Origin of the sequence: Brevibacterium sp. LE-L (assembly GCF_050214925.1) — a bacterium.
In the GTDB taxonomy this organism is placed as follows: domain Bacteria; phylum Actinomycetota; class Actinomycetes; order Actinomycetales; family Brevibacteriaceae; genus Brevibacterium.
In genome coordinates, this window is sequence record NZ_CP189759.1 from 1,841,980 (window position 1) to 1,862,076 (window position 20,097).

Annotated in this window: 11 protein-coding genes and 3 rRNA genes; 12 read left to right on the plus strand and 2 right to left on the minus strand. The window is 60.8% G+C overall.

Annotated elements, in window-relative coordinates; all coding sequences use genetic code 11:
* Positions 1-8: 8 nt before the first annotated feature.
* The 3 genes from argF (at position 9) to argH (ending at position 3,026) form a co-directional block, all read left to right on the plus strand.
* Complete coding sequence (argF, locus tag ACQE2J_RS08260) at positions 9-929, plus strand: ornithine carbamoyltransferase (RefSeq protein ID WP_426937435.1); 921 nt, start codon at positions 9-11, stop codon at positions 927-929.
* Entirely contained in the window at positions 929-1,465 is a 537-nt protein-coding gene (locus tag ACQE2J_RS08265) for an arginine repressor (protein ID WP_425120482.1), read from the plus strand. Before argF ends, ACQE2J_RS08265 begins: the two co-directional genes overlap by 1 nt.
* 97 nt (positions 1,466-1,562) lie before the next feature.
* Positions 1,563-3,026 (plus strand): argininosuccinate lyase, encoded by a 1,464-nt coding sequence (argH, locus tag ACQE2J_RS08270; protein WP_426937436.1) that lies wholly within the window; start codon positions 1,563-1,565, stop codon positions 3,024-3,026.
* A gap of 157 nt (positions 3,027-3,183) precedes the next feature.
* Here the strand turns inward: argH and ACQE2J_RS08275 are convergent, their stop codons facing one another.
* Positions 3,184-4,143, minus strand: coding sequence for a LysR family transcriptional regulator (locus ACQE2J_RS08275; RefSeq protein ID WP_426937437.1), 960 nt, complete (start codon positions 4,141-4,143; stop codon positions 3,184-3,186).
* Positions 4,144-4,246: 103 nt separating this feature from the next.
* On the opposite strand from ACQE2J_RS08275, the gene ACQE2J_RS08280 reads away from it, so the two are divergent.
* The 9 genes from ACQE2J_RS08280 to ACQE2J_RS08320 all read left to right on the plus strand — a co-directional run bounded on the left by ACQE2J_RS08280 (position 4,247) and on the right by ACQE2J_RS08320 (position 18,339).
* Positions 4,247-5,281, plus strand: a complete 1,035-nt coding sequence (locus tag ACQE2J_RS08280; RefSeq protein WP_426937438.1) for an MBL fold metallo-hydrolase — start codon at positions 4,247-4,249, stop codon at positions 5,279-5,281.
* Between the two features lie 7 nt (positions 5,282-5,288).
* A complete protein-coding gene (locus ACQE2J_RS08285; RefSeq protein WP_426937439.1) occupies positions 5,289-6,668 on the plus strand; it encodes an MFS transporter in 1,380 nt (459 codons plus the stop codon).
* A gap of 169 nt (positions 6,669-6,837) precedes the next feature.
* The gene (tyrS, locus tag ACQE2J_RS08290) at positions 6,838-8,124 is read left to right on the plus strand and encodes a tyrosine--tRNA ligase (RefSeq protein ID WP_135542755.1); all 1,287 of its coding nucleotides are present in this window, start codon (positions 6,838-6,840) and stop codon (positions 8,122-8,124) included.
* A gap of 333 nt (positions 8,125-8,457) precedes the next feature.
* Positions 8,458-8,859 (plus strand): YccF domain-containing protein, encoded by a 402-nt coding sequence (locus tag ACQE2J_RS08295; protein ID WP_135542765.1) that lies wholly within the window; start codon positions 8,458-8,460, stop codon positions 8,857-8,859.
* A gap of 623 nt (positions 8,860-9,482) precedes the next feature.
* A 16S ribosomal RNA gene (locus ACQE2J_RS08300) occupies positions 9,483-11,008 on the plus strand.
* Between the two features lie 423 nt (positions 11,009-11,431).
* A 23S ribosomal RNA gene (locus tag ACQE2J_RS08305) occupies positions 11,432-14,552 on the plus strand.
* A gap of 190 nt (positions 14,553-14,742) precedes the next feature.
* A 5S ribosomal RNA gene (gene rrf / locus ACQE2J_RS08310) occupies positions 14,743-14,861 on the plus strand.
* Together the 16S, 23S and 5S rRNA genes form the textbook arrangement of a ribosomal RNA operon.
* A gap of 782 nt (positions 14,862-15,643) precedes the next feature.
* Positions 15,644-16,315, plus strand: a complete 672-nt coding sequence (locus ACQE2J_RS08315) for a hypothetical protein (protein ID WP_426937440.1) — start codon at positions 15,644-15,646, stop codon at positions 16,313-16,315.
* 233 nt (positions 16,316-16,548) lie between these two features.
* Complete coding sequence (locus ACQE2J_RS08320; RefSeq protein WP_426937441.1) at positions 16,549-18,339, plus strand: BCCT family transporter; 1,791 nt, start codon at positions 16,549-16,551, stop codon at positions 18,337-18,339.
* 185 nt (positions 18,340-18,524) lie between these two features.
* Here the strand turns inward: ACQE2J_RS08320 and ACQE2J_RS08325 are convergent, their stop codons facing one another.
* Positions 18,525-20,087 carry a GMC family oxidoreductase gene (locus ACQE2J_RS08325; RefSeq protein ID WP_135542066.1) on the minus strand — a complete coding sequence of 521 codons (1,563 nt, stop codon included), beginning with the start codon at positions 20,085-20,087 and terminating at the stop codon, positions 18,525-18,527.
* Between the last annotated feature and the right edge of the window lie 10 nt (positions 20,088-20,097).

Below are 20,097 nucleotides of genomic sequence, written 5' to 3' on the forward strand. Positions count from 1 at the left end.
GGATCACCATGACACGCCATTTCCTCAAGGACTCCGACCTCGGCCCGGCAGAACTGGGCAAGGTCCTCGACCTCGCCATCGAACTCAAAGCCGCCCCCTATGCGCGGACCCCGCTGGCCGGGCCGCAGACCGCGGCCGTCATCTTCGACAAGACCTCGACGCGGACCCGTGTGTCGTTCGCCGCCGGCATCGCCGCCCTCGGCGGGCAGCCGCTGATCATCAACCCCGGTGAGGCGCAGCTCGGGCACAAGGAATCCATCGCCGACACCGCCGAGGTGATGTCGCGGATGGTCTCGACGATCATCTGGCGCACCTATTCCCAGGCGGGGCTCGTGGAGATGGCCGAGCACTCGCGTGTGCCCGTCATCAACGCCCTGTCCGATGACTTCCACCCCTGCCAGATCCTCGCCGATCTGCTGACCATCCGCGAACACCGCGGCGATATCGCCGGTCAGACGATGACCTACTTCGGCGACGGGGCGAACAATATGGCCAACTCCTACGCCCTCGGCGGAGTCAACGCCGGCATGCACGTGCGCATCGCAGCACCGGCCGGCCACCAGCCGGCCGCCGCGGTCATCGCCGAGGCCGAAGCCCTGTCCACCCAGACCGGAGGATCCCTGACGGTCACCGACGACCCGGTCGCCGCCGCGAACGGTGCCGATGTGCTCGTCACCGACACCTGGGTGTCGATGGGCCAGGATGCCGCCGGCCGCGACGACGAGGCCTCACCGTTCATGCCATTCCAGGTCAGCCAGGAGCTCATGGACGCAGGCAACGACCCGATCTTCCTCCACTGCCTGCCCGCCTACCGCGGCAAGGAGGTCACGGCCGAGGTCATCGACGGACCCGCCTCGGTGGTCTTCGACGAGGCCGAAAATCGCCTGCACGCGCAGAAGGCCCTCATGACCTATCTGCTGGAGCGATGATGGCCGAGACGAACAGTCCCGCCTCGGCGAACTCCGCGCCGCTGACGAAGACTGCCCGGCAGCAGAAGATCATCGATCTCATCACCCGCCAATCCGTGCGCAGCCAGATCGAACTGGCCGAGGCGCTGGCCACCCAGGGCATCACCGTCACCCAGGCGACCCTGTCGCGCGACCTCGCCGAGGTGGGCGCCGTGAAGATCCGGTCCACCGCCGGATCCGTGTACGCCGTCCCCGGCGAGGGTGGGGACCGCTCCCTGCAGCAGTCGACGGGGGACAGCCTCGATGCGAAGCTGCCTCGGATCCTCGAGGAACTCCTCGTCTCCGCGGTCTCGCAGGACAACACGGTCGTGCTGCGCACCCCGCCCGGGGCCGCACAGTATCTCGCCTCGGCGATCGACCGCTCCTCGATGGTCGGGATCTTCGGAACCCTGGCCGGCGACGACACGGTCCTCGTCATCGCCGACGCCGCCGTCGGGGGAGCGGCCCTGGCCGAGACCTTCCTCGAATACGCGGCCGGCGGGCTCGTCGACGGGTGAGGAATCCGCGCTCACGCTGGGTCGATGAGCCGCCTCGGCGATGATCGGACCGAGGAAATCCTGCGACAATGACAACTGAGCTTCTCCACGACAACGAATGGGCCGAGGCATCTGCGACTCGGTGAAGAAAGGACGATCTGTGAGCGAACGACTGAGCCTGTGGGGCGGACGATTCTCCGACGGTCCGGCCGATGCCCTGGCCGCGCTGAGCAAGTCCACGGACTTCGACTGGCGCCTGGCGAAGTACGACATCGCCGGGTCGAAGGCCCACGCGAAGGTCCTCCACCACGCGGGTCTGCTCACCGACGAGGAACTGTCTGGGATGCATGAGGCTCTCGACGAACTCCTCCGCCGCGTCGAGGCCGGCGAGTACGTCGCCGCCGAATCCGATGAGGACGTGCACTCCTCGCTCGAGCGCGGACTCATCGAGATCGCCGGGCCGGAGCTCGGAGGCAAGCTGCGTGCCGGCCGGTCGCGCAATGATCAGATCGCGACGATGGGGCGCATGTACCTGCGCGACCATGCCCGTGAGGTCGCCGGTCTCGTGCTCGACACCGTCGAGGTGCTCATCGCTCAGGCCGAAGAGCATCCCGAGGTGCCGATGCCCGGACGCACGCACCTCCAGCACGCTCAGCCGGTGCTGCTGGCCCACCACCTGCTCGCCCACGCGTGGCCGTTGCTGCGCGATGTTGCGCGCTTCGTTGATTTCGATGCGCGTGCCGGTGTCTCTGCCTACGGTTCTGGTGCGCTGGCTGGGTCGTCATTGGGGCTTGACCCACAGGCCGTGGCTGCGGACCTCGGTTTCAACGATTCGGTGGAGAACTCCATCGACGGCACGGCGTCGCGCGATGTCTTCGCCGAGTACCTCTTCATCACGACGATGATCGGCATCGACCTCTCCCGCCTGTCCGAGGAGGTCATCGCGTGGGCGACGAAGGAGTTCTCGTTCGTCACCCTCCACGATGCGTATTCGACGGGATCGTCGATCATGCCGCAGAAGAAGAACCCCGACGTCGCCGAGCTCACGCGTGGCAAGTCCGGTCGCCTCATCGGTGATCTCACCGGGCTGCTGTCGACGCTCAAGGCACTGCCGTTGGCGTACAACCGGGATCTGCAGGAGGACAAGGAGCCGGTCTTCGACGCCACCGACACTCTCGAACTGTTGCTGCCGGCGTTCACCGGGATGGTGGCGACGCTGAAGTTCGACACCGAACGCATGGCGTATCTGGCTCCGCGCGGATTCGCGCTGGCCACGGACATCGCCGAGTGGCTCGTGCGTGAGGGCGTGCCGTTCCGTGTGGCTCACGAGCTCTCGGGAGCGTGCGTGCAGTTGGCCGAGTCGCGGGATGTCGAACTGTGGGACCTCTCCGACGAGGACTTCTCGGGGATCTCACCGCACCTGACGCCTGCCGTGCGCGAGGTGCTCACGACGCTCGGCTCGATCGATTCGCGCAATGCCAAGGGCGGCACCGCTCGCTCGGCCGTCGAGCAGCAGATCGCCAACGCGAAGGCAGAGGTCACACGCCTGCGTGAGTTCGCAGGGTCGACCCGCAGCGTGTGAGCTATACGTCCCTGCGACCGAAGCTTCCGGTCGGCTGATCGGAACTGTGTCAGCGGTGCTCTGATCGTTCGGCGATCGGAGCACCGTCCGTCTTTCGTGACTGTGTTGAGTGCTGCTCGGGGCCGACCGCGAGTTGTCGGCAGCTGTTTTTCCTCGTTTAGGGATGCGTGAGCTTCGGTGTTCGGCTCTGGTGTTTCCACCGATGGGGATCGGTATTTGCGGCGGTCTTCCGAAGGATGTCCAATGCCGCAGTGAGCTTCTTCGACAACCGTGCTCCGGCCATCGTCACTCCCACGATCGTGTTGGCGAATTCCGGGTTGGTCACCGGCAGATATCGCACTGGCATGCCCTGAAAGGTCAGGGTGTCCGGGTGAGGAACAGCGTTGGCCAAGGAAAAACCGAGTCCTAACCCCACCATCGACCTGATTGTCTCCGCATTCGGAATGAGCCAGCGAACAGAAGGCTCATAACCGATTCCGCGGATCTGGCTGATCAAGAGGTCCGCGGTCGGCGGAGAATCGAGCAGAATGAGCGGGTCGTCGATGAGCTCGGCGATATCGACACCGTCCTGGTCTGCTACAGGATGATCAGCAGAGACGATGGCGTGCAGCTGCACCTCGGCGAGGTCGTGCCTGGTGACTCCCTCGATCTGGATCTGCTTGCGGTACATGACAGCAACATCTACCTCACCGTTGAGAACCATCTGTTGAACGGTCAACGGATGGGCTTCGACAAAGCTGACGTCAACCTGCGGGTGGTGTTTGACGAACTGAGCAGCCGTAGCTGGAAGCATCCGTGGCCCCGCCGTCGGTATGCAACCGATGCGCAAGGGCCCCTGTAAGGCAGCCGACTCGTCGTTCAGAGATTCCACAGCGTCCGAGACATTTGAAAGGATCTCTCTGGCCCGAACTCCGAATTCCCTGCCAGCGCTCGTCGGACGGGCGCGCCGAGCCGGACCACGCGCAATAAGCGTGACTTTGAGCTGCTTTTCGAGTTGGGCGAGAGCCGCAGAGACCGTCGCCTGTGACACTCGGCAGTCTTTTGCCGCGTCGCTCACCGAACCACGATCGAGAACGGCGAGAAAATACTCGAGCTGGCGGAGTGTGAGGTCAGTCATAGCTAGAGTCTATATTGAAGCCAGTAAAAATTTGCTTTTCTTTTTGATGTCAACGGGAAAGACTGAGGAGGTCAAAGACGCAACAACGTGAAAGTGCCGGGTAATGAACGATTCGAAGATGAAAGTAGTCACCCTAGGAACCGCAGGTGGCCCGCGATGGTGGAAGGGCGATTCCAAGGATCGAGCGGGTATCTCAACCGCGATCGTCGTTGAAGATCGTTTCTATCTCGTGGACGCCGGTCACGGTGTCGGGCGTCGCATTCGTCAGGCTGGTCTCGAGCTCGGCGATCTGGGCGGAATCTTCATCACTCACCTGCATTCGGATCACACCATCGATCTGCCGTCACTTGTTATATTCGGGATGCACGAGCTCCAGCAAAGAGTCGACAATCCGGTTCCTCTCCTTGGACCTGGTCCACGTGGAGCGCTTCCTCCGGTCTCTCCGCGGGCAGTCGTCCCGCCGCGACCTGTGGCACCAGCGAACCCCACCCCCGGCATCGCCGATATGTTTACAAACATCGTCGGGGCGTTTGCCACGGACCTCAATGACCGCGTGCTCGATTCGCTGCGTCCGTCACCTGAAGTTCTCTTCGACCCCCGCGACATCGAGATCCCAGAGGGCATCGGGTATCACCCGAACACAGCTCCGACCCCGGAGATGGAGCCTTTCGTCATCTTCCAGGATGATCTTGTCACCGTAACTGCGATCCTCGTTGAGCATCCGCCAGTGGCGCCAGCGTTCGCTTTCAGGTTCGAGAGCGAGCACGGATCGGTGACCATTTCAGGTGACACGTGTGAGACCGCCAATCTCGTCAAGCTGGCGCAGGGAACCGATCTGCTTCTTCACGAGGCGATCGACTTCGACTGGGTTGATCAGATGTATGCGCACCGTGACGACGATGAGGGCAGCGCCTCCCGCGACCACCATTACAAGTCACATACCTCGGTCAATGGGGCCATTCGCATTGCCGCCGCGGCACAGGCTCGTGCACTGGCCCTGCACCACCTTGTTCCCGGGTCCGCCGATGACACCGTCTGGCACAAGGGGCACACCGGATTCGATGGAACATTCCTGGTGCCACAGGACCTCGACACCATCAACATCACCACAGCCGCACACGCCGCGATGAGGAGCTGAAGCAACTATGAATAACAACAAAGACGTTGTTGACAAGGACGGACTCCAAACCTCCTTGAAGACGCCGGAGATGCGGAGGATCCTCACCTCGAGCTTCGTCGGATCGGCCATCGAGTTCTACGATTTCATCCTCTACGCGACAGCCTCGTCGATCGTCTTCGCGAATCTCTTCTTCGAAGGGCTCGGACCCGGTCTGTCGCTGTTCGCCTCATTCAGCACCCTGGCTGCGGGATACCTGGCCCGGCCGCTGGGCGGAGTCGTCTTCGGACACTTCGGAGATCGCGTCGGACGGAAGAAGGCCCTCATCGTCTCCATGGTGATGATGGGAGCCGTCACCGTGATCATCGGCCTCATGCCGCCGACTGCGTCAATTGGGATGATCGCACCCGCATCCCTGTTCACCCTTCGGATCATCCAAGGCATCGCCGTCGGCGGAGAATGGGGCGGTGCTGCGCTCATGGCGCTCGAGCACGCGCCGAAGGCCCGGCGAGGACTGGCTGCGGCGTTCGCCAACGCCGGTGGTCCTGCGGGAGCGATCTTGGCGACGCTCATTCTGTCACTGACTGCGACGCTGACTGGGGACAACTTTGTGACATGGGGCTGGCGCCTGCCGTTCCTGCTCTCGGCCGTACTCATCGTCGTCGGCCTAGTGATTCGTCTCAAGGTCAGCGAAACACCTGCCTTCCAGCAGCTCGAAGAAGAGAGCGAGGAGAGGAAAGTCCCGCTGCTCACAGTGTTCAAGAACTACAAGCGCCAAGTGCTCATCGCGCTCTTCGCGACGATGACCATCTATGTCACTCAGGGCCTGACGACAGTCTGGGGCGTGTCGGTGGCCGTGGCTGCCGGCGAGGACAAGTCCGAAGTCCTCAACTGGAAGGCCGTCGGGGCCCTGACAACGCTGATCGTCACGTTTGTCATCGCCCGACTCAGCGACCGGATCGGGCGTAAACGCTCATTGATCGGTGCCCACATCGTTGCCGCCGTTCTTGCCCTGCCGCTCGTCCTTCTCATCATCAGCGGTGAGGTCCACCAGTACGCTCTGGCGATCATCCTCGGCAACGGAATCGTCCAGGGTCTGTGCTTCGGACCGATCGCGGCCTATGTCTCAGAGCTCTTCCCGCCTGCAGTGCGATATACGGGTGCCTCGGTCGGCTACCAGTTCGCCGCCGCCCTGGGCGCAGGACTGTCGCCGATGATCGCATCTGCGCTCATCCTCATTCCCGGCAGCGGACCGTACCTCATCGGCGGAATCTGGGCCCTTGTCGCCCTCGTCGGAGCAGTCGCCGTCGCGCTCGGCCGTCCCGATCCCGACGAAGACGCCCAACAGACGCTGGAACCCGAAGAATCTGATGTGACGCGCCGGACTGATGACACGGTGAAACAGTGAGCTCCCGGGAGCTCAGGTCCTTATTGTGAGCGATCGGCCGGTGCCTCGCGACCACGGCGAACCGCTTTCGGCACCGTCGTGGCCCGCGGCATCGGCGCTTCGCGGAACACCGTAGAATTGACCCCGTCGGTGCCGCACCGACACTGGCAAATGATTCGAAAGGACCGAAGTGACCGACATCTTCAGTGAACTCAAGGCCCGCGGGCTCGTCGCGGTTTCGACCGACGAGACCGCCCTCCAGAAGGCTCTGGCCGAGGAGTCGCTGACCTATTATGTCGGTTTCGATCCGACGGCGCCGAGCCTGCACATGGGCAACCTCGTCCAGCTGCTCACCGCGGCCCGCCTGCAGCAGGCCGGGCACAACCCGTTGGCTCTCGTCGGCGGTGCCACCGGCCTCATCGGTGATCCGCGGATGTCGGGGGAGCGGACGCTCAACCCGCGCGAGGTCGTCGAGGAATGGGTGGCGAAGATCCGCGCCCAGGTTGAGAAGTTCCTCGACTTCGACGGCCCCCACGCGGCGCAGATCGTCAACAACCTCGACTGGACTTCGCAGCTGACGGCCATCGACTTCCTCCGCGACGTCGGCAAGCACTTCCCGGTCAACCGGATGCTCGCGAAGGAATCCGTCTCCGCACGACTGAACAGCGAAGCCGGCATCTCCTTCACCGAGTTCTCCTACCAGATCCTCCAGGGCAACGACTACCTCGAGCTCAACCGACGCTACGGCTGCTCCCTGCAGACCGGCGGATCCGATCAGTGGGGCAACCTCACCTCGGGCGTCGACCTCATCCGTCGCGTCGAGCAGAAGTCCGTCCATGCGCTGGCCACACCGCTGATCACCAAGGCTGACGGCACGAAGTTCGGCAAGACCGAATCCGGCACCGTGTGGCTCGACTCGTCGCTGACCAGCCCGTACGCCTTCAGCCAGTTCTGGCTCAACGCCGACGACCGTGACGTGGTCAAGTACCTCAAGGTGTTCTCGCTGCGATCGCTCGAAGAGATCGAGGCCATCGAAGCCGAGTTCACCGCCGCACCGCACACTCGTGTGGCGCAGAAGGCCCTCGCCGAGGATGTCACCACCCTCGTCCACGGGCGCCCAGCCTACGAGCAGGCGATCGCCGCGGCCTCGGCCCTCTTCGGCGGGGGAGAGCTGGCCGGACTCGACGCCGCTACCCTCGGTGCCGCCACGTCTGAGCTGCCCCGCGGTGACGTGTCCGCGACTCAGCTGGCCGAAGGCATGCCCGTCGCCGACGCGTTCGTCGCCGCCGGCATCGTCAAGTCCAAAGGTGAGGCCCGCCGCGCCATCAAGGACGGCGGTGCCTACGTCAACAACGTCAAGGTCAGCGGAGACGACCAGACCCTGACCCCCGCCGAGGTGCTCCCCACCGAAGCCGGGGGAGTGATCCTCCTCCGCCGGGGCAAGAAGACCCTCGGAGCCGTTGACGTCGTCAGCTGAGCCGAAATCGTCGCCGACAGCACCGTGCCATCCCTGGACAGGGAGGCACGGTGCTGTTGTATTCCCCGGAGACAAGCTCCTGGCTTGTGAAGGCGGGTTACAAGCACAGAACTTGTTCGCAGGGTAGACATGAGATGCGACCCTGTCGCAGGCCAACCGCACGACCGGACGCGGGAAAACATCATGGCGAGGTCAAGCAAGATCAGCCAGACTGGAATCACGTCCACACCTGTGACGTCGAGACGAGATCGCGCCGACCTCGAACGGCTCGCCCCGACGAAGACCAGCTGCACCGACTACGAACGAACTGCACCGACAGCGAACGAGGAGTTCATGCGCACTCTGCTCAACATCATCTGGTTCATCTTCTCCGGCCTCTGGCTTGCACTCGGCTATTGGGCCGCCGGCATCATCGCCTGCATCTTCATCGTCACGATCCCCTGGGGGATCGCCTCCTTTCGAATCGGCAACTACGCACTGTGGCCCTTCGGCCGGGAAGTCATCGAAACACGACCCGCCGGCGTCGCCACCACACTGGGCAACATCATCTGGCTCGTCGTCGCCGGGATCTGGCTGGCCATCGGACACGTCATCACCTCGATCCCACTGTTCGTCTCGATCATCGGCATCCCGCTCGGCTGGGCGAACATCAAGCTCATTCCCGTCTCGCTCATGCCCTTGGGCAAACAGATCGTCAACAGCGATCGGCTCATGCCCGGCTACCGGGGAGCCTGAACCCCGCACTTCCACGGGTGCTGCGACACTTCCATGGGAAGTCGCGGCACCTTCGTGGGATGTCGCGGCACGTCCACGGGATGCCGCGCTGCGTCGCGTCGGCGCCCGGAGGCCCGCTCTTTTCTCGGCCCCACCGGCCACGGTGACCGGTGTCACAGCGCGAAGTCCGCTTTCGAGTTGCACCGCCTGGCTGGAGTGGTCTAGAGTTATATCTCGTTGCCCCGCCGGGAACACAGTCTGAAAGACAGGGTTTCCACCGGGCCTGACCAGGACAAACAGGGTTTGTCGCGGTGGTTGGGGATCGGGTGGGTGACGATAAATGAAACTGATGCCCCCAGTGAACACGCCCCTTTTTGTTGGGTTGTGGTGATGGGTGAGTGTTTGTGGTTTGAGAATCCAATAGCGTGTTTGTTTGAACAAGTTGTGATGCCAGAAACATTATTTTTCTGGTGAGACAATCACACGGTCGGACAGTCTGGTTCGCCTCCTTGAGGTGGGTGGTTCTTTGTTGAATCGTTCACTGGGGTGGCGGTTGGGGTGTTTGATCGTTTTTTTTGAAGCCGGCTGGTCACCCCGTGACTGGTTTGGCTGTCTTGCTGGGATTCATGCTGCAACATAATTTTTTTATGGAGAGTTTGATCCTGGCTCAGGACGAACGCTGGCTGCGTGCTTAACACATGCAAGTCGAACGCTGAAGCCGGGTGCTTGCACCTGGTGGATGAGTGGCGAACGGGTGAGTAACACGTGAGTAACCTGCCCCTGATTTCGGGATAAGCCTGGGAAACTGGGTCTAATACCGGATATGACTGTTCCACGCATGTGGGATGGTGGAAAGTTTTTCGATCGGGGATGGGCTCGCGGCCTATCAGCTTGTTGGTGGGGTAATGGCCTACCAAGGCGACGACGGGTAGCCGGCCTGAGAGGGCGACCGGCCACACTGGGACTGAGACACGGCCCAGACTCCTACGGGAGGCAGCAGTGGGGAATATTGCACAATGGGGGAAACCCTGATGCAGCGACGCAGCGTGCGGGATGACGGCCTTCGGGTTGTAAACCGCTTTCAGCAGGGAAGAAGCGAAAGTGACGGTACCTGCAGAAGAAGTACCGGCTAACTACGTGCCAGCAGCCGCGGTAATACGTAGGGTACGAGCGTTGTCCGGAATTATTGGGCGTAAAGAGCTCGTAGGTGGTTGGTCACGTCTGCTGTGGAAACGCAACGCTTAACGTTGCGCGGGCAGTGGGTACGGGCTGACTAGAGTGCAGTAGGGGAGTCTGGAATTCCTGGTGTAGCGGTGAAATGCGCAGATATCAGGAGGAACACCGGTGGCGAAGGCGGGACTCTGGGCTGTAACTGACACTGAGGAGCGAAAGCATGGGGAGCGAACAGGATTAGATACCCTGGTAGTCCATGCCGTAAACGTTGGGCACTAGGTGTGGGGGACATTCCACGTTCTCCGCGCCGTAGCTAACGCATTAAGTGCCCCGCCTGGGGAGTACGGTCGCAAGGCTAAAACTCAAAGGAATTGACGGGGGCCCGCACAAGCGGCGGAGCATGCGGATTAATTCGATGCAACGCGAAGAACCTTACCAAGGCTTGACATACACTGGACCGTTCTGGAAACAGTTCTTCTCTTTGGAGCTGGTGTACAGGTGGTGCATGGTTGTCGTCAGCTCGTGTCGTGAGATGTTGGGTTAAGTCCCGCAACGAGCGCAACCCTCGTTCTATGTTGCCAGCACGTGATGGTGGGAACTCATAGGAGACTGCCGGGGTCAACTCGGAGGAAGGTGGGGATGACGTCAAATCATCATGCCCTTTATGTCTTGGGCTTCACGCATGCTACAATGGCTGGTACAGAGAGAGGCGAACCTGTGAGGGTGAGCGAATCCCTTAAAGCCAGTCTCAGTTCGGATCGTAGTCTGCAATTCGACTACGTGAAGTCGGAGTCGCTAGTAATCGCAGATCAGCAACGCTGCGGTGAATACGTTCCCGGGCCTTGTACACACCGCCCGTCAAGTCACGAAAGTCGGTAACACCCGAAGCCGGTGGCCCAACCCTTAGGGGAGGGGGCCGTCTAAGGTGGGACTGGCAATTGGGACTAAGTCGTAACAAGGTAGCCGTACCGGAAGGTGCGGCTGGATCACCTCCTTTCTAAGGAGCACACATTCAGATCCCCACCGTCAGGAACCGTTCGTGTTCCTGGGTGGGTTGCTCATGGGTGGAACATCACAACTTCCGCTCGTCCACTCAGCGTTGTCGGGGTGAGTGCCTCGTCGATGTATGGGTATGAGGATGGGCTAGAACAGGCACGTTATTGGGTCCTGGAATCACAAACCCCAACAGTCGTTGGGTGTGGTTTCAACCAACAGGACCGACCCGCTTCACGGGCAGCCACAGCAGTGGTCTGGTTTGTGAGTGGTGTTTGGTAGTGGTTTGAGAATCGTATAGTGGACGCGAGCATCAATGCTGCAGCCCTTTTGGGGTTGTGGTGTTATGTAATGTGATTTTTCTTGTCATCATCTTGTGTGATTGAAAGACAATATTTCGCGTACACGCCGCCAACCCTTTGGGGTGTGGTGAGTGTGTAAGAGCGCATGGTGGATGCCTTGGCATCAGGAGCCGATGAAGGACGTGGAAATCTGCGATAAGCCTCGGGGAGCCGATAAACGGGCGTTGATCCGAGGATCTCCGAATGGGGAAACCCCGCTGCCTGTGAGGGTAGTGACCCGTGCCTGAATATATAGGGTACGTGGGGGGAACGCGGGGAAGTGAAACATCTCAGTACCCGCAGGAAGAGAAAATAACAATGATTCCGGGAGTAGTGGCGAGCGAAACTGGATGAGCCTAAACCGTGTGCGTGTCAAGCGTGCTGGTGTTGCGTGCACGGTGTTGTGGGGTATGTACGGTCTGGTCCAGCATGGCCAGTCTGTGTTGGTGTTGGTGTAGTCGAACCTGGTGGGAAACAGGACCGGAGTGGGTGAGAGTCCCGTAGACGAAACAGTGACGCCGGCGTAGTGTGCGTGTGCCCGAGTAGCACGGAACTCGTGGAATTTCGTGTGAATCTGCCAGGACCACCTGGTAAGGCTAAATACTTCCTGATGACCGATAGCGGATAAGTACCGTGAGGGAATGGTGAAAAGTACCCCGGGAGGGGAGTGAAAGAGTACCTGAAACCATGTGCTTACAATCCGTCAGAGCAGTATCTAGATGACTGTGATGGCGTGCCTTTTGAAGAATGAGCCTGCGAGTTAGCGGTGCGTGGCGAGGTTAACCCGTGTGGGGTAGCCGTAGCGAAAGCGAGTCCGAACAGGGCGTTGTCAGTCGCGTGTCCTAGACCCGAAGCGGAGTGATCTAGCCATGGGCAGGGTGAAGCGTGTGTAAGAGCGCGTGGAGGCCCGCACCCACTTCAGTTGAAAATGGAGGGGATGACCTGTGGTTAGGGGTGAAAGGCCAATCAAACTCTGTGATAGCTGGTTCTCCCCGAAATGCATTTAGGTGCAGCGTTGCGTGGTTCTTGCTGGAGGTAGAGCTACTGGATGGCTGATGGGCCCCACCGGGTTACTGACGTCAACTAAACTCCGAATGCCAGTCAAGGTTCAGCGTGGCAGTGAGACAGTGGGGGATAAGCTTCATTGTCGAGAGGGAAACAGCCCAGACCATCAACTAAGGCCCCTAAGCGTGTGCTCAGTGGGAAAGGATGTTCAGTTGCGAAGACAACCAGGAGGTTGGCTTAGAAGCAGCCACCCTTGAAAGAGTGCGTAATAGCTCACTGGTCAAGTGATTGAGCGCCGATAATGTAGCGGGGCTAAGTACACCGCCGAAGTTGTGGCAGCACCACGTGTATCCGTAATGGTGTGGTGTTGGGTAGGGGAGCGTCGAGTCGCTGGTGAAGCTGCCGTGTGAACGAGTGGTGGAAGCGGTTCGAGTGAGAATGCAGGCATGAGTAGCGAAAGACGGGTGAGAAACCCGTCCACCGGATGACCAAGGGTTCCAGGGCTAGGCTAATCCGCCCTGGGTAAGTCGGGACCTAAGGCGAGGCCGACAGGCGTAGTCGATGGACAACCAGTTGATATTCTGGTACCGACACACAACCGACAGTACCAAAACACATGAGACTAACCATCTAATTCGCCCTTCGGGTCTTCGGATCTGTTGTTTGGTGATGCGGGTGGGACCTGAGTGTGGAGTCGGTAAGCGTGTGGTGTGACGCAGAAAGGTAGCCAGGCCGTGCGATGGTAGTCACGGTCTAAGGTTGTAGCACGCGGGGGTAGGTAAATCCGTCCCCGCTTTGTGTGTGAGAGCTGATGGGCGCCCCACTGTGGTGGGGTGATCTGGTGATCCTCTGCTGCCGAGAAAAGCATCGACGTGAGGGTGTGTGTTGCCCGTACCCTATAACCGACACAGGTGGTCGAGTAGAGAATACTAAGGTGATCGAGAGAATCGTGGTTAAGGAACTCGGCAAAATGCCCCCGTAACTTCGGGAGAAGGGGGACCATCCTGGTGAACCGCACTTACTGCGGGATGTGCTGGTGGTGGTCGCAGAGGCCAGAGAGAAGCGACTGTTTATTAAAAACACAGGTCCGTGCGAAGATGTAAGTCGATGTATACGGACTGACGCCTGCCCGGTGCTGGAAGGTTAAGAGGACTCGTTAACAGGTTACTGTGAAGCGGAGAATTTAAGCCCCAGTAAACGGCGGTGGTAACTATAACCATCCTAAGGTAGCGAAATTCCTTGTCGGGTAAGTTCCGACCTGCACGAATGGCGTAACGACTTCTCTGCTGTCTCAACCACGAACTCGGCGAAATTGCATTACGAGTAAAGATGCTCGTTACGCGCAGCAGGACGGAAAGACCCCGAGACCTTCACTATAGTTTGGTATTGGTGTTCGGTGTGGTTTGTGTAGGATAGGTGGGAGACTATGAGGCTTGGTCGCTAGATCAGGTGGAGTCGATCGGTGAAATACCACTCTGACCATAGTGGATTCCTTAACTTCGGACCCTGATCGGGTTCAGGGACAGTGCCTGATGGGTAGTTTAACTGGGGCGGTTGCCTCCTAAAGAGTAACGGAGGCGCCCAAAGGTTCCCTCAGCCTGGTTGGCAATCAGGTGTCGAGTGTAAGTGCACAAGGGAGCTTGACTGTGAGACGGACGTGTCGAGCAGGAGCGAAAGCTGGGACTAGTGACCCGGCCATGGCTTGTGGAAGCGTGGTCGCTCAACGGATAAAAGGTACCTCGGGGATAACAGGCTGATCTTGCCCAAGAGTCCATATCGACGGCATGGTTTGGCACCTCGATGTCGGCTCGTCGCATCCTGGGGCTGGAGTCGGTCCCAAGGGTTGGGCTGTTCGCCCATTAAAGCGGTACGCGAGCTGGGTTTAGAACGTCGTGAGACAGTTCGGTCCCTATCCGCTGCGTGCGTAGGAAATTTGTGGAGGTCTGTCCTTAGTACGAGAGGACCGGGACGGACGAACCTCTGGTGTGCCAGTTGTTCCGCCAGGAGCATGGCTGGTTGGCTACGTTCGGGATGGATAACCGCTGAAAGCATCTAAGCGGGAAGCCTGCTCCGAGATGAGATTTCCATCCACACATTTTGTGTGGGAGAGGTGTCCTATAGATGATGGGGTTGATAGGCCGGGTATGGAAGCACTGTGAGGTGTGGAGTTGACTGGTACTAATACACCGATCACTCATCAACTCTTTTGTTGGGGTTGGTGTGTGCGTGAGAGTCTTTTTGGGTTGCACGTGGTGTTGGCTTGAGAAGTCACCCCCGTTTTGTGGGGTGCATGTTATGTGACTGTTGTTGGTGTTCGCGTTCGCTGTGCGGTTCTTGGACCATTACCGCCTGACCTGTTTGTGGGTTGGGTGTGGTGGTGGTCTGTTGGTTTTGCGGTGGTGATAGTGGTGGGGAAACGCCCGGTTAACCGTTCCGATCCCGGTAGCTAAGCCCATGCGCGCTGATGGTACTGCAACTTGGTGGTTGTGGGAGAGTAAGTGACTGCCGCAATATTTTTTGGTGGGGGTGGCCTCGTCTGATTCCTGTTTTGTGGGGGTTGGGCGGGGCCTTCCTCGTATTCACAATCAATCGCACCAACCTGTGGCAATCATTCGCACCATCCTGTGGCAGTCAAACGCATCGCCCGATCTCACCTGAACGCATCGTGCGACCTCAACTGAAAGTACTGCCCGATCTCAACTGAAAGTACTGCCCGATCTCAACTGAACGCGCTGCCATAGAATCCGGTATGAGCACATTCGAAACTTTGAAAGCAGAGCTGGCAGAGACCGGCCAAGTAACTCTGCACTATTCCTCCAGCAGACAGTTCCTGCGGGGTCTGAGGACGCTGCAATTCGCTGCTCAACGTACCCCTCAGATCATCGTGACTCTTCACGGAGTCTGGATCGCGACGAGCGAATGCCCAGAAGACGGGTTCGCATGGTCGAGGATTCGCGATGTCCACCTCGTCAGGCAAACACTCTTCTCCTCTGTGGAGCTGACCATCGAGGGCGAAGGACCTGCCGGCAGGTCGACGACGAGACTGCCTCGTGGACTGACCGTCGGTACTCAGGACCTTGCGCTGTGGCTCGCGGCGGAACTCTCCACACGCGGTACACCTCTCTGATCACTCGGCGAATCCAAGCGAAAGATCGGCTGGCACCGTCGGAAACTCGGCAGACTCACAGTCAACGTTGATGCGGCAGGCGTAGCGGCGTGCGAGGATGAAGCGGTCCGCTGGGTCGGATGCAACTCATCAGCGACATCCGAAGAGACAGCAAAGGAGAAACCGCATGAACGTGTCAACCATCATCTGGATTGTTGTCGCCATCGTCGTGTTCCTGATCATCGTGGGGATCCTCATCGCAGTCAGCCGCAAGGCCGCTGCAGTGAAGCGTGAACGACAGCGTGAAGAAGCCGCGCAGCTGCGACAGCAGGCAGCGGATTCCGAACACGAAGTCCGCGCTCATGAAGCTGAAATGGAGAAGCGTCGGGCAGAAGCCAAAATGGCCAAAGCCGACGCCGACGCGCGTGCGGCCGACGCAGACCGTCAGGCGGCCGAGGCCGAACAGCTCGACTCGGATGCCGCGAAGCGCGAACAGCTCGTGCGCGAAGAACGACTCGCTCACGAGCGGTCACTGCAGCATGCCGACGAGCTGGACCCCGATACGCCTCCGCATCGGGGCAAGGGCCCTCTTCCCGGCGAGAACCACGACCCCGCCGCCCCTGCACCCGGTGCCGGCCACCATCGGGGAGACCGGGGCGAGCCTGCAGACACTCGTGGACCCGATGGCCGTCCCCATCCCGAAACCGACCGGGTGCGTCCCGAAGGCGACTACCGCACCGAGGGCCAGCCTCCTGTCGAAGGCCAGCCTCGAACCGACGGCCTCACCGGGGCAGCCGGTGACCGTCGCCTCGGCGAGGAACTCGATCCGCGCGGTGAGGACGAGCCTCCCCGGCACTGAGGCGTCTGCCGCCTGCGGCTTTCGAAACGGAGCTCCGGTCATGTCGACCGGGGCTCCGTTCGGCGTTTCTGGGCCTGCCGCGGATGGGCCGACGGACCGAGAAGTGGAATCGACAGGCCGAGGAGCAGAGTCGATATCGCTTTGTGACAACGGACTTTGCATGAAAACTCGGACACTTCTGTAGTGTGGGTGAGACACCGCTCACCCGCTTGGTACTCAGGAAGGATGCACGCATGCTTGACAGACTCCACGATGCATTGAGACTCCGCACCAATCCGGCCATCTTCTTCTCCTCGGCTGCCGTGATCATCATCTTCGTCGTCGGAACGATCTTCTTCACGGACCAGCTCGATGCCGGAGTCTCCGTCGCATCCGACTGGCTGCTGACAAACCTCGGATGGTTCTACATCCTCGGCGTCACAGTGTTCCTCGGTTTTCTCATCTACATCGCCGCCTCACGGTATGGCAGAGCGAAGCTCGGCCCGGACGATGAACCACCGGAGCACTCGAACGGTGCCTGGTTCGCTATGCTCTTCGCCGCCGGCATCGGTTCGATCCTCATGTTCTGGGGCGTCGCCGAACCTGTGAGCCACTTCGGCGATCCACCGCGAGCATCGCTGGGCATCGAAGCCGGCACGCCCGCGGCTGCGGTCGACGCCATGAACTTCACCTACTACCACTTCACCCTGCACACGTGGACGATCTTCACCCTTCCCGCGCTGTGCTTCGCGTACTTCATCCACAAGCGCAACCTGCCGCCGCGGGTGAGCTCGATCTTCCAGCCCATCCTCGGCGAGAAGATCCACGGACCGATCGGCAAGACGATCGATGTCGTCGCCATCATCGGTACGGTCTTCGGCATCGCCGTGTCGATCGGACTCGGCACCCTCCAGATCAACGGCGGTCTGGCACAAGTCCTCGGCATTCCCGAAAACGCCCTGTGGCAGCTGATCATCATCGGTGTCGTCTGCGGTCTGGCGACGATCTCCGTCTCGCTCGGCCTCGACAAGGGCATCAAGGTGCTGTCGAACCTCAATATCGTCATGGCGGTGCTGCTGCTGGTCTTCATCGTCGTCTTCGGCCCGACTCTGTTCATGGCCAAGGGCGTCTTCGAATCCCTCGGCACCTACGTCCAACAGCTGCCCGAATTGGCGCTGTGGAACGATACGTTTGCGAACACCGGCTGGCAGAACACCTGGACCGTCTTCTATTGGGCCTGGACGATCACCTGGTCACCCTTCGTCGGCATCTTCATCGCCCGCATCTCCCGCGGTCGCACTATCCGGCAGTTCGTCATCGGCGTGCTCGCGATCCCCTCGGCGTTCTCGATCCTGTGGTTCGGTATCTTCGGCTACGCCTCATTCGACATCGAGTTCAACAAGGGCGGGGGACTGGTCGACAGGGTCGTCGACCAAGGCGACATTCCCGGTGCGCTCTTCGCGTTCCTCGACCATTACCCGCTGGCCGGCCCGATCTCGGTCATCGCGATCGTCCTCGTCATCATCTTCTTCGTCACCTCGGTGGACTCTGCGGCACTCGTCGTCGACACGATGAACAACGGGCATGAGGACTTCAACCCGCTGCCGCAGAGGATCTTCTGGGCCCTCGCCGTCGCCGTCGTCACGGCGACTCTGCTGGTATTCTCCGGCTCCGGCGGTCTCGAAGCCCTGCAATCGACGATCATCCTCGTCGGTCTGCCGTTCTTCATCATCGCCTACTTCCAGATCTACGCTCTGATGCGGGCGCTGCGCGAGGACGCCGGCGTGCTGCCCAGGGTGCGGATGCGCCGCTGGAAGAAGGTGCTGCCGCCCGAAGAGGTCGAACGTCGTGAGGGCGGTGACGACGAATTCGGCCACGAGTATGACAGCGACGAGGACGTCGTCACGAGACCTCAAGCCGTCGAACCGGCACCGGAGTTCCGTGACCCCTACATCGATTCGCACGGTCACAAGGTCAAACGCGGAGGCACCCTCGCCAGCCGAACCGGCAGTCGCCGAACGTCGGGCAAGGGCGACGACGGGTAGACCCGCTCCGGATTCCGATCCCCGGATACCCTGCGGGTCCGAGCATGACCCGGTCCGAGTACGACTGGATCCGAGCATCACTCGGTCCGAGCATGACGAAGGGGCCGCTGCCATTCGCAGCGGCCCCTTCATCGATCGGTCACAGACCGGTCTGTCTGACAGTCACAGACCGTTCCATCTATCGGTCACTGACCGTTCTTGATCATCTCCGCGCACTTCTCACCCATCATCATCACCGTGATGTTCGGGTTGACCGTGGTGATCTCCGGCATCGCCGAGGCATCGACGACGCGCAGACGGTTGACGCCCTTGACCTTGAGCTGGGGATCGAGCGGCGACATCTCGTCATCGACCGGTCCCATCCGGGTGGTGCCGACCGGGTGGTAGACCGTGTTGTGCGTGCGTGAGACGTAATCGGCGATCTGCTCGTCGGTGACGACGTCCTTGCCCGGGAACAGCTCTTCGCCGGCCCACTCGGACATCGCGTCCTGGGAGACGATCTCACGGGCCTTCTTGATCCCGGCGACAGCCACGCGCATGTCATGGCCTTCCGGGTCCGTGAAGTAGCGGGGATCGACCTTCGGCTTGTCGCGGTAGTCCTTCGAGCGCAGACGCACGGTTCCGCGGGACTTCGCGTGAGTGACGTTCGGAGTCAGACAGAACGTGTTCTCCGAGGTCGGGTACCCCTGCCGCAGAGTGTGCATGTCGAAGGGCACCGAACCGTAGTGCATCATCAGGTCCGGACGGTCGAGACCCTCTTCGGTGGGGGTGAAGATGCCGATCTCCCACCACTGGGTCGAATCCTCGACCATCGGCTTCTTCGCATCCCAAGCGATGACGGCTTCCGGATGGTCGGCAAGGTGCTCGCCGACTCCCGGTGAGTCGACGCGAACGTCGATGCCCACCTCGGCGAGGTGGTCCTTGGGGCCGATGCCCGAGAGCATGAGCAGCTGCGGGGTGTTGATGGCACCGCCGGAGACGATGACTTCCTTCTTCGCCTCGATGCGCTTCGTGTTGCCGAAGGCGTTGTTGACCACGTGCACGCCGGTGCAGTTGTCGGCGTCATCGAACTCGAGCTCGCGGGCCTGCGTGCCGGTGAGGATCGTGAGGTTCTCACGGTCGAGGATCGGGTGCAGGTAGGACACCGAGGAGGACGAACGGGTGCCGTCGTCCTTGCGGTTGACCTGGAAGAAGTTCGCACCGTTGACGATGGTCTCGCCGTCGTTGAACTGCACACGCGGGATCCCGGCCTGCTCGCAGGCGTCGAGGAGAGCGACGCCGCAGGGGTCGACCGGGGGTACGTTCATCAGACGCACGGGACCGTCGTGTCCGTGGTGGTCACCGGGCAGCTCGTTGTTCTCGAGCTTCTTGTACAGGCCGAAGGTGTCCTTCGATCCCCAGCCGGTGGCGCCGTACGTGTTCTCCCACTCGTCGAGATCCTCGCGAGGGGCCCAGAAGGCGATGCAGGAGTTGTGCGAGGAGCAGCCGCCGAGAACCTTCGCCCGCGCGTGGCGCATGTGCGAGTTGCCGTTCTCCTGCTCTTCGATGGGGTAGTCCCAGTCGAAGCCGGATTCGAGGAGCTCCATCCAGCGGTTGAGCTGGAGGACGACGTCCTCACCGACATCGGTCGGACCCGCTTCGAGCAGTCCGACGGTGACCTGGGGATCCTCGCTCAGGCGGGCGGCGACTGCGGCTCCGGCCGAGCCGCCTCCCACGACAACATAATCAAAGCTATGAGTGGTTTCCACTGTCCATCTC